The sequence below is a fragment of the Solibacillus sp. FSL R7-0668 genome (assembly GCF_038006205.1).
Classification (GTDB): domain Bacteria; phylum Bacillota; class Bacilli; order Bacillales_A; family Planococcaceae; genus Solibacillus.
Genome location: NZ_JBBOUU010000001.1, coordinates 2,158,578 through 2,170,131, shown reverse-complemented (window position 1 = coordinate 2,170,131; position 11,554 = coordinate 2,158,578). Strand labels below are relative to the sequence as shown.

The window sequence follows — 11,554 nt, the reverse complement described above, 5'->3', positions numbered from 1 at the left end:
TTTTTTATATTTCAGATTAGTGTGTAAAGAATTAAAATTCATGATGCAGGAAATAATATAGTTCTCTGTGGCAAATAACAATTCCAACTAAAATAAAATCAAAACGGAGGTTAAAACATGAATGTCCTTGATTGTATCATAATAGGTGGGGGTCCTTCAGGGTTAAGTGCTTGTTTAACTTTAGGAAGAGCTAGGAGAAAAATTGCTCTATTTGACGATGGAACGAATAGGAATAGAGTGACACAAGCGTCACATGGATTTATTACTCGAGATGGGATAAAACCACAAGCATTCAAAGAAATAGCGCTAAAAGAGTTGGAGAATTACCCGTCCGTATTATGTTTTACTGCAACAGTTACGGAAATCATCAAAGATATAAATAATGATCGATTTACGGTCAAAACATCTACTAGTCAGGAATATGTTTCAGAAAAAATAATACTCGCTACTGGGATTCAAGAAATATTTACTATACCAAGTATTAGAAAGTTTTATGGGAAAAGTTTATTTAGTTGTCCGTATTGTGATGGCTGGGAGCAAAAAGATAAACCGTTAGTGGTTATTGCTGAAAAAGAAGAGCATGTATTGCATTTAACTAAGTTAATTTATAATTGGTCGCAGGATTTGGTTGTCTTAACGAATGGAACTCTATTATCTAAAGAAGGTGAAATAGAGTTACAAAAACACAACATCAAAATTATATCGGATAAGATAAAAGGCTTAATAGGTAATGACGGATACTTACAAAAAATAGAGTTTGAAACAGGAGAAACAATTAGAAGAACGGGTGGATTTGTTGCCCCATCTTATTATCGCTCCAATCAATTTGCTGAAAAGCTTGGCTGTGAAATTCATGAAAACGGAAAAGTTATAACAGATGGTGTTGGTAGAACAACGCAAAAAAACGTATATATTGCAGGGGAAACAGAAAGATCTAAACCATCCTCTTTAATGATCTCAGCTGCTAAAGGGAATAAAGCTGCAGTTTCAGTAAATACTGACCTATCGATGGAACGATTTTGATTAGGTCAGAACATTTTCTGCTTCAACTAAATAGGAGTTTAGCAAATATAATTAAACACTTTAGTTAATACGTTTTTTTAGGATTTCTGAATTCCATCGCATGGAAGAGTGTTTTCTTGACCATAATAGAGCTTAACTATTAGGAGCTTGAAAGCATTAAGAAGGTGTTAATATAATGATCAACTTCATTGGAATTACGAAGTCCAATCATTTGGAAACGGAAATTTCTATATACAATATCAATTTTTCTAATTATACATGGTTTTGGGTGGATTTTAATCAACCAACTGATGAAGAAATAAGACATTTAGCAGATACTTTTAACTTTCACCCACTAGCTATTGAAGACTGTATACATAGACTTCAACGTCCCAAGTTCGATTATTACGAGGGCTTTACTTTTTTTGTTACACACTTAGTTCGAGAAGAAAATAAAGAAATTATTAAAGAAGAACTAAATTTTTTCGTTGGAGAGGATTTTATCGTTACATTCCATCATACGCCATCCCAGGAAGTTTACCAGGTATGGGAAAGGGTGTTGCAAAAGAACATTGAAAAATGGGACCCCTATTATGTTTTTTATCGAACGTTAGACAAAATTGTCGATAATTACTTTCCAATCATCTATAAAATTGAAGATGATTTAAACAAAATTGAAGATAACATGCATCATAAATCGATGAACCTCCTAATGAATGAACTATTCGACATAAGACACATGTTATTAAATCTAATGCATACAGTAAACCCAATGCGTGATGTACTCTACCGTATATTAAATTCTCATCGTTTAAGTAAAATAACCGAAAGAAGAGAATATTTTTCTGATATTTATGACCATCTTTTAAAACTATCCGACTCAATTATGTCTGATAGAGAATTAACTGCTGATATAAGAGACAGCTATCTCTCCTTAAATTCACATCAAACGAATAACGTGATGAAAGTTCTAACAATTATCACTTCCATTTTTGCTCCTTTAACATTTATTGCCGGGATTTATGGGATGAACTTTGAACATATGCCGGAACTAACATGGAAATATGGTTATATTCTGACACTTGGATTTATGGGGATAATGGGCGTTTCAATGTTTATCTGGTTTATGAGAAGAGGTTGGTTTAAATAATATGCGTCTAAAGAATAAATTTTGATCCTTGTAGATCTAGTTCGTTATAAGAGGGGGTGAAAGCATATGGAGAGAGAGACTCACTATTTTTGGGCCGTACGTATTCCGGATGATGTTAAACAAGCAATTCACGATGAATTGACACAAATTAAATCAATATTCCCGTTTAAACGTTGGGTGAATTTAAATGATTATCATATAACCCTTGCTTTTCTTGGCTCAGTACCCCCACAAAAACGTCCATCTGTTATTAGATTAGTTGGCGACGCCATGAAGAGTCAAAAAGCTTTTATGTTAGAGATTGAAGGACTGAATGTGTTTGGTCCTCCAAAATCTCCTCGCGTATTTTGGGGAGCAGTGAATGAAGAGAAGCAGTTATTTCAACTTCAAGAAATTGTCCATAAAACTTGTGTTGCAGCGGGCTTTTCTTTAGACACACGACCTTATCATCCCCATATCACATTAGCACGTAAATGGGGGGGAAATGAAGATTTCAAAATGGCCGATTTAGTCACGCATAACCCTTTTAAAGAAAAAATTTTATCGTTTCAAGTAAGTGAAATTGTCTTATATAAATCGAATCTAGAAAGTACACCAAAATATGAATCCATTGCAGCTTTTTCTTTACTAAACTAATGGTTAACATGTAGTCGTTCATAATTCGAACAAAATCTTGCGGACAAAAGAGTAAACAGGTGGTCTGTAGTATTCTATTATAGCTTTTTATTCATCGTTCACCTAATCATTGATTATCTAATCATCGTGTCATGGGGACTTTTGACGAAAATAATATTTGTCACAACTATTTCTATGTTAATTAGTTTTGTAATACCTATCACAAAATAAAATAAAGTTTTCCTCTTAATCAGTACTGTTATTTTTATGGGAATTTCGGGATTTATTGTGATGTCATTTATATCTAGCAAATCATTTTATATACTTTTTATAGTTGTTTTTCGATTCTATTTATAGACGCTAACCTTCAGCAGCTTCGGCCTCCGCTTTCGTTCTATGAACCGTTCCGAAAGGGTGATTTGGCGGTGCATAAATTGTCGAAAGTTTTAACGATGTATGGCCAGTATTAATTACATTATGCCATGTTCCAGCAGGTACGATAATGGCATCATCCTCACCTACAATATGGACAAAGTTTAAATTATTTTTGTTTTTCCCCATTTGAACTAGTCCATGACCGCGCTCAATACGTATAAATTGATCAACATTAGGATGATTCTCCAAGCCTATATCTTCTCCAACGTTAATACTCATCAAAGTCAATTGCATATGTTTTCCAGTCCATATGGCAGTGCGGAAGTTGTTATTGTGCTTGGCTGCTTGATTGAGGTTCACAACAAACGGTTCTCTTCCATGATCTTTTAAACTAGGACTATAAGTCATATCTTGGCTATTTTGGTACGGCGAAAATGGGTTTGTATAACTCGCTCCATTTGACATATTCCAATAATCAGAACCCCAATTATTCCCCCAGTTATACATTGGTACATAACTGAAATAAGGATTAGGGTGGACATTCATATAATAAGGATTATTCATTGTAAAATACCTCCAAAACAAATGATCATTAACTCATCATATGCTTCATGTACTTAAAGGGATATTATCCTTTCTCCTTAACAGTGTATATCCACACTATTCTGACGAGATTTCAAATCAAATACCTGTCAATCTATAGTTCGATTGTGTAATGCCTAGGTAGTTTGCTCGCTGAAAGACTTCGAATACTGTATTTCGGTCGTGTCCCATGCTAAAAAACTGGATGCAATTGAGCAGAGACGTATTTGATTTTCAGTAAAAATGAATAGTTTCCTTTAAATTTGGGAACGATTTTAATGGCTTAAATTAGATTGAGGTCATAAAATTTAAGCCATTATCAGAGCGACTTGAAGAGGAGAGAGCATATGAAATTATTTAGAGGAATTCTTACACTGCCATTATTAGTAGGATTATTGTACGCCTGTAACAATAACGATGCAGATGTAGATAAGGATAAGGAAGTTACAGGAAATAATGGTACGGTTAATGAAACAACGAATAATAATAACACAGGAACAACGGAACCAATTCATAATGAGGAAGAAAAAGAAAAGACGGCAATTAAAGCGACAGATGTAAAATATTCATTTACGGACTTTGATTTAGAGGTAGAGTATGCGGATAATAAATCCTATGATGTTGAATATGAAAACGATGGAAATTATATTTATGCGGAAGTAGATGATGAAATAACAGGTGTTGAGCATAAAGGTGATCAAGCTTACGAAAAAATTGTCAAAGCATTAGAACAACTTAAATTTGATAAAGCTACTAGCGATGAGGATGTTCGTAAAGAAGTGATGAAGGCATTTGCTTTAGATGAGAACTATCAGTACTTTGACCTTGAAGTGAAATTCGATAATGGTGAAGAAAAACATTATCATTTAAATAAATAATGATGTAAAGGGGCTGAATAATGGCTCTTTTCCATAATAAAAAGGACATTAAAAGTGTCCTTTTTTTTAATATTTAAAAGTAGGGGATGTAATGCGTATCTAAAAGGCTAAAATCAGAGGATTACGCTAGTTTTATTAATTCTTGCTATATCGCAACTGTTTATTTACTTTTAATGGTGCTATAAGGGAGCAAAAGAGCTGCTAATGATATCGTTAGCAGCTCTTTTTTTAAGGAAATCTAATAGATTGAGTGATTGTTCTAATATGTAAAATACTAACAGTCAAAAGAATTGAAATATCTTTGCGCTAAACAAAAAGTATACAATAACTGGTACTTTATTAGCTTCTTCTCTCATATGTAATAGATATTAGTCTGAAATTTTATACTATTTTTGATATGGGGGAGAGTTAGATGGCATTTGCAAGCTTAAAAAAAAAGGCATCGTACGTACGTGATCGAAAGACAGTTATTGAGTTGACACAAAAATTAGTACGAATAGAAAGTGTGTATCGTGAAAATGATCCAAATGGCAATGAAGAAGAAGTAGCCAATTATATAGCGCAGTATTTACGAGATATTGGCATTGAAACATATGTAGAGGAAGTGGTGCCTGGTAGACCAAACGTTATTGGCATTATTGATTCTGGCAAACCAGGGAAAACGCTGCTGTTTGAAGGTCATACGGATGTTGTAACAGAAGGAAATCGTGAGGCATGGATGTATGATCCATTCGGCGCAGAAATTGTGGACGGTCGTATGTATGGACGCGGCACAAATGATACAAAAGGAAATCTTGCCTGTATGATTACAGCTTGTCAGTCCTTGCTGCTAGATCAGGAGGCGTTTACAGGCAAAATTATTTTATGTATTCCTTGTGATGAAGAGGGATTGATGCTTGGTATTAAGCATTTCATTAAAAACGGCTGGGCTGACGGAGTAGATGGTGCAATTATTTGTGAGCCACAAGAAAATAATGTGTGTATTGCACAGCGTGGTGCGATTCGCTTACAGGTAGATATTTTCGGTAAAATGGCACACGGTGCGATATCTTGGAGTGGCATTAACCCGAACTGGCGTATGGCGCGCTTTATTGTAGAGCTTGAAAAATTAGAAAAAGAAGAGCAGGCACGTTTAGGGAGAGACCCTATGTTGAACTGGCCCTCGATTACGCCAACAATTTTACGTGCTCCAGTAAAAGGGGATGCGCAAATTAATGTGATTCCAGATCACTGTATGACGACGCTCGATATTCGGACGGTGCCAGCGCAAGATCATGATGAGCTCCTTGGCAAAATTGATGCCATTATTAAACGCTTACAAGCGGATGATCCAGACTTCAAGGTGGAGTTGACGGTATTAGATAACCGACCAGCGACAGCAACCCCGAAGGAAGATCCTGTCGTACAAGCGATCTATGAAGCGGTTGCAGAAGTAACAGAACAAAAACCGATTTATAACGGTGTACCCGGTGCAACAGATGGCACATTCCTCCATGTGCATGGTGTGCCAATTGTGACAGTAGGTGCTGGTGATCGCGAAATTCCGCATCAAATTAATGAGTATGTGGATATTGAAGAATTAGCCGAAACGACAGCGATTTATCGTTTGGCAGCACTAAAGTTTCTTGCGGGCGATAAAATATGATAACAGCGACTCGAATAGCGATTATCCCAGGAGATGGCATTGGCAAGGAAGTAATGAAAGAAGCCATCAAAGTGCTGGAGGTTTTACAGGAACAGGATCATACACTACAAATAGAAGCAACAATATTTCCATGGAGTTCAGATTATTATCTAGAACATGGGCGTATGATGCCAAACAATGCGCTCGAAACATTGGCGCAATATGATGCGATATTATTTGGCGCAATTGGTGATGACCGCGTTCCTGATGATGTCACGGTGTGGGAGTTAATCATGCCGATACGCAAACAATTTCAGCAGTATGTAAACTTCCGACCGATTAAATCACTATCAGGTATTGCCTCACCGTTAGCAAATGGTAAGAATATTGATTTTGTCATTTTCCGAGAAAACGCTGAAGGGGAATATTCTAATAGTGGGGGACGTATATACAACGATCAACCGCAGGAAATGACCATTCAAAATACGATTATGACACGTATAGGTATTGAAAATATTGTGCGTGCTGCTTGCAATTATGCGCATAAACATCATAAAACGAAAATTACGAGTGCCACAAAGTCAAATGCCATCATACATTCGATGAAGTTTTGGGACGAGCACACGAAAAGGGTGCTCGGGAATACATCGCCAACACTTCAGTTGGAATCTATTTATATTGATGCGTTAGTGGCGTATTTTGTGGAGCGACCACAAGATTTTGAAGTCGTTGTGGCCTCGAATTTGTTTGGTGATATTTTATCGGATTTAGGATCTGCGCTTGTTGGGGGTCTTGGTCTTTCACCCTCTGCAAATCTCAATCCTGAAAAAGAGTTTCCGTCTATGTTTGAGCCTGTGCACGGTTCGGCACCTAATATTGCAGGAAAGGGAATTGCAAATCCAATCGCCCAAATTTGGTCACTTGCTTTACTGTTTGGACATATCGGTCGTCCAGATGTAGAGGAGCTTATTGTGACAGCGATTGAAAAGGTGCTAAGAGAAGGTAGTGTCAAAACTGCAGATATTGGCGGTCAGGCAACTACACAAGAAATGGGTAACGCGATTTGTGAAGTCATAGTAGCAATGAAATCAATAGCAACAGGGAGTGATTAATATGGCAGTTGAGCAGCAAGTAGTGATTGTGACAGGTGCGGGTGGTGGTATGGGACAAGCTATTTTAAAGCATTTGCTAGAGCAAGGGAAAATTGTTGTTGGGCTTGATTTATCAGTAGCATCACTAGCTGATAGGGAAAGTGATGTGCTGCAACTCCATGATGTGAATGTGCTTCATGAGGATAAAGTAAATGAAGTTTTTCAAAATATTTATGACAAATATGGCCGAATCGATGGGCTTGTCAATGCGATTGGCATTGCACAGGCGGCGACACCTATTGAAGATGTATCGATAAATGAGTGGAATCGTTTAATGGACGTGAATGTGAAGAGTTTATTTATTACGACAAAAGCGGCTGTGCCCTATATGAAGGCACGTAAAAAAGGAGCGATTGTCACGATTGCCTCAATTTCAGCTGTACGGCCGCGCCCAGGGTTGCAAGCTTATATCGCATCAAAAGGAGCCGCGGAAAGTTTTTCTCGTGGGTTGGCCATTGAACTTGCGCCGCATCAAATTCGAGTGAATACTATTCATCCAGGGCCAGCCGATACACAAATGTTATCCCAATTTGCGGCATCAAATGAAGACGTTGAACAAACAAAGCAAGAAGTATTTGTCCAATCTGTCCCACTTGGTCGCCTAGTTGATCCTACAGATATTGCAGGAGCCGTTTGTTATTTACTTTCGGATGCAGCGAGTATGGTAACGGGTACGACGTTACATGTTGATGGGGGCCGTGGATTGTAATGCAAAAAATTCCAATGTTGATAAATGGCAATTGGGTTTACGCGGATGAAGAACGATTCCTAGATGTAATGAATCCGTCTACTGGTGAAGTGCTGGCGCAAATTAGTAATGCAAATGAAGCGCAAGTCAATGAAGCGATACGCGCGGCACGTGTGGCATTTGACAGTGAAGAATGGCGCAAGGTGAAGGCATTTGAGCGGGGTCAGCTACTAATCGAGTTAGCACAATATATACGTGAGCATGCGGAAGAATGGAGTTTACTAGAGTGCCGAGATGTCGGGAAGCCGTTATCACAAGCGCGTGCAGATATTGAAGCGGCAGCTCGTTATTTTGAGTTTTATGGTGGAGCGGCGGATAAAGTGATGGGGGATACCATTCCGATTGAAGATGGTATTTTAAATGCGGTAGTACTGGAGCCAGTTGGAATTACCGTACATATCGTACCGTGGAACTATCCGATTCAAATTACAGCAAGAAGTGTCGCAGCTGCCATTGCCACAGGTAATGCGGTGATTGTGAAAAGTGCGGAAGATACGCCACTAACGACGCATGCAATAACGAAGTGGTTTGCGGATAAAGTGCCGGCAGGAATTTTCCAGCATGTTACAGGCTTAGGGAGTGATGTTGGACCACTATTAACGTCGCATCCAGACATTAATCACATTACTTTTACTGGTTCTGTCTCAACAGGCATTGCCGTGATGCAGGCAGCGGCTAAAAATATTGTGCCAGTGACGTTAGAGCTTGGTGGGAAATCACCGAACATCGTATTTGCAGATGCGCCGATGGAACAGGCATTGGACGGTGTACTACGTGCCATCATTCAAAATGCAGGACAAACTTGCTCAGCAGGCGCACGTTTACTGATTGAAGAAAGTGCAAAAGAGGTGTTTTTAACCCAACTAGTGGAGCGATTTAAAGTGCTCAAAGTGGGTCCAGGAGAAGCAGATCTAGATATGGGGCCATTATTAAATAAACGTCAATTTATGAATATTTCAGGGCGATTACAGCAAGCGAGGGAAGACGGCTATGTTGTAGTTGGTGGCGAAACATTGACGATTGAGGGCTATGGGAAAGGGTATTACGTTCAACCGACAATTCTTGATGGCATGGAAGATACCCACGTTCTAGCGCAGGAAGAAATATTCGGACCAGTCCTTACTGTCTTTTCATTTGACACAGTCGAAAAAGCAATTGCACTGGCCAATAGTACACAATACGGATTAGTAGCAGGTGTTTGGTCAAAGGATTTAGATACAGCGCATTATGTCGCAAGTCGTGTGCAGGCAGGGCAAGTGTTTATCAATAATTACGGAGCAGCAGGTGGTATTCAAATGCCATTTGGAGGATATAAGAAAAGCGGCATTGGGCGTGAAAAAGGCTTTGTTGCACTTCGAAATTATACACAAATGAAAAATATTGCTATTCGTTATGCTCTACCCAATTGAACGTGAGAAGGAGGGAAGCATATGGAACCAATAAACACGCAACAGGTGCTATTAGAGGTAAGCAATTTGAAAATTCAATTCCAGCTGAAAAATGGCAAGCAAGCCAAAGTAGTGGATGATGTGAGTTTTACCATTCACAAAGGCGAAACCGTCGCACTCGTAGGTGAATCAGGAAGTGGTAAAAGTATTACGTCGCTTGCCATTATGCGCCTACTTCCGATACCACCGGGGGAAATCACAGCTGGCACAATCCACTTTAACGGCAATAATCTATTAGACTACAAAAATAAAGAGATGAGTCATATACGCGGCAATGACATTAGTATGGTTTTCCAAGAGCCGATGACTTCACTTGATCCGGTTTTTACGATTGGCAATCAACTAATAGAATCGATTCGGAGACATCAAAAAGTGACCAAAAAACAAGCACGTGAAAAAGCTATTCATCTTTTACAAGAGGTAGGCATTGCCAATGCAGACAAAGTGATTGCTGAATATCCACATCAATTATCAGGTGGGATGCGTCAACGTGTCATGATAGCTATTGCGATGTCGAATAATCCGCAGCTTCTGATTGCAGATGAGCCAACAACTGCACTAGATGTAACAGTGCAAGCACAAATATTGAACTTAATGATGAAAATGAAGCAGGAGCATCGGTCAGCCATTTTATTTATTACGCATGATATGAGTGTCGTTGCGGAGACGGCTGATCGTGTCATGGTCATGTATGCAGGTCAAATTGTTGAAGAAGCACCAGTGAGGGAGCTGTTTTTAAATCCGCAACATCCATATACGACAGCCTTGTTAAAAACGATGCCGAGTCTGCAGACGGATGTAGAAAGATTGCCGTCTATCCCGGGCATTGTCCCACCTGCGTACGCGTTACCTGAAGGATGTCGCTTTGCACCACGTTGTCAATTTGCGATGGAACAGTGTCACACCCTTCAACCAGAAGTACTGGATGTTACGAAAGCACATAAAGTACGTTGCCACTTATTCTCAGAGAAGGGGGAGCGTGCCTATGCCAAAGAAGGATGTCTTACTTAAAATCAATCATTTAAAAGCCTATTTTCCAGTGAAGCGGAAGTCGATGAAAGAAGCAAAAAAAGTCGTCAAAGCAGTCGATGATATTTCCTTAGAAATTTATCACGGTGAGACACTTGGAATTGTAGGTGAGTCTGGGTCCGGGAAGTCAACGTTTGGACGCACAATTTTGAAGCTTGTTGAACCAACAGCAGGTGAAATTTTGTATAAAGGGCAGCAAATCCAGCATTTGAAAGGTAGTAAATTGCAAAATTATCGTAATCAAATGCAGATGATATTTCAAGATCCATTTGCGTCCCTTAATCCTCGTATGCGAATTGGTGCCATTATTGAAGAACCAATGGCATTACAATTGACGCTTACAAAAGAGCAACGTAAAAAACGGGTCAAGGAGCTATTGCAAAAAGTAGGCTTATCAGAAGATGCGGTGCATAAATATCCGCATGAATTTTCTGGTGGTCAGCGACAGCGTATTGGCATAGCACGAGCCCTTGCTATAAATCCAGAATTTATTATTGCAGATGAACCAGTGTCAGCACTTGATGTATCGGTGCAATCGCAAGTTCTGAATTTACTGATGGATTTGCAAGATGAATTTCAATTGACGTATTTATTCATCTCGCATGATTTGAGTGTCGTTAAACATATTAGTGATCGTGTAGCCGTGCTTTATCTCGGTCGAATTGTAGAATTAGGTACGAAAAATGAATTGTATGCGAATCCACTGCATCCATATACACAGGCATTATTATCTGCGATTCCGGTTGTCAGCTTTGATGCACCGAAACCGACCATTCCGTTGCAGGGAGAGCTACCGAGTCCGATGAACCCACCTGTAGGTTGTGTGTTTCATACGCGTTGTCCGTTTGTGATGGAGAAGTGTCTTCAAGTGCGACCTACCATGCAAGAAATAAACGAACATCAACGTGTTTCCTGCTTTTTATATGATAAATAGTACGAATCTTCAATCTAA

Annotated in this window: 11 protein-coding genes; 10 read left to right on the top strand and 1 reads right to left on the bottom strand. The window is 38.9% G+C overall.

The features are described 5' to 3' along the window. Positions 1-117: 117 nt before the first annotated feature. From MKX47_RS10515 to thpR, 3 genes are all read left to right on the top strand, one after another. Entirely contained in the window at positions 118-1,023 is a 906-nt protein-coding gene (locus MKX47_RS10515; RefSeq protein ID WP_340773791.1) for an NAD(P)/FAD-dependent oxidoreductase, read from the top strand. A 175-nt stretch (positions 1,024-1,198) separates the two neighbouring features. After that, complete coding sequence (gene corA, locus MKX47_RS10510) at positions 1,199-2,152, top strand: magnesium/cobalt transporter CorA (RefSeq protein ID WP_340773789.1); 954 nt, start codon at positions 1,199-1,201, stop codon at positions 2,150-2,152. A 66-nt stretch (positions 2,153-2,218) separates the two neighbouring features. Then, positions 2,219-2,788 (top strand): RNA 2',3'-cyclic phosphodiesterase, encoded by a 570-nt coding sequence (gene thpR, locus MKX47_RS10505; protein ID WP_340773787.1) that lies wholly within the window; start codon positions 2,219-2,221, stop codon positions 2,786-2,788. A gap of 339 nt (positions 2,789-3,127) precedes the next feature. Here thpR and MKX47_RS10500 read toward each other — a convergent pair whose 3' ends face one another. After that, a complete protein-coding gene (locus MKX47_RS10500; protein ID WP_340773785.1) occupies positions 3,128-3,706 on the bottom strand; it encodes a cupin domain-containing protein in 579 nt (192 codons plus the stop codon). Between the two features lie 365 nt (positions 3,707-4,071). On the opposite strand from MKX47_RS10500, the gene MKX47_RS10495 reads away from it, so the two are divergent. The 7 genes from MKX47_RS10495 to MKX47_RS10465 all read left to right on the top strand — a co-directional run bounded on the left by MKX47_RS10495 (position 4,072) and on the right by MKX47_RS10465 (position 11,536). Beyond that, positions 4,072-4,602 carry a YusW family protein gene (locus MKX47_RS10495; protein ID WP_340773782.1) on the top strand — a complete coding sequence of 177 codons (531 nt, stop codon included), beginning with the start codon at positions 4,072-4,074 and terminating at the stop codon, positions 4,600-4,602. 412 nt (positions 4,603-5,014) lie between these two features. Next, positions 5,015-6,247 carry a M20 family metallopeptidase gene (locus MKX47_RS10490; protein ID WP_340773778.1) on the top strand — a complete coding sequence of 411 codons (1,233 nt, stop codon included), beginning with the start codon at positions 5,015-5,017 and terminating at the stop codon, positions 6,245-6,247. After that, the gene (locus MKX47_RS10485) at positions 6,247-7,338 is read left to right on the top strand and encodes a tartrate dehydrogenase (protein ID WP_340777789.1); all 1,092 of its coding nucleotides are present in this window, start codon (positions 6,247-6,249) and stop codon (positions 7,336-7,338) included. The genes MKX47_RS10490 and MKX47_RS10485 overlap by 1 nt, the downstream gene beginning before the upstream one ends. A 1-nt stretch (position 7,339) precedes the next feature. Continuing rightward, positions 7,340-8,086 carry an SDR family NAD(P)-dependent oxidoreductase gene (locus MKX47_RS10480; protein ID WP_340773777.1) on the top strand — a complete coding sequence of 249 codons (747 nt, stop codon included), beginning with the start codon at positions 7,340-7,342 and terminating at the stop codon, positions 8,084-8,086. Further along, on the top strand, positions 8,086-9,534 hold the full coding sequence (locus tag MKX47_RS10475; protein WP_340773775.1) for an aldehyde dehydrogenase family protein: 1,449 nt from the start codon (positions 8,086-8,088) through the stop codon (positions 9,532-9,534). The genes MKX47_RS10480 and MKX47_RS10475 overlap by 1 nt, the downstream gene beginning before the upstream one ends. A gap of 21 nt (positions 9,535-9,555) precedes the next feature. After that, positions 9,556-10,584, top strand: a complete 1,029-nt coding sequence (locus tag MKX47_RS10470) for an ABC transporter ATP-binding protein (RefSeq protein WP_340773773.1) — start codon at positions 9,556-9,558, stop codon at positions 10,582-10,584. Beyond that, positions 10,559-11,536 carry an ABC transporter ATP-binding protein gene (locus MKX47_RS10465; protein ID WP_340773770.1) on the top strand — a complete coding sequence of 326 codons (978 nt, stop codon included), beginning with the start codon at positions 10,559-10,561 and terminating at the stop codon, positions 11,534-11,536. Before MKX47_RS10470 ends, MKX47_RS10465 begins: the two co-directional genes overlap by 26 nt. The last annotated feature ends 18 nt before the right edge of the window (positions 11,537-11,554 follow it).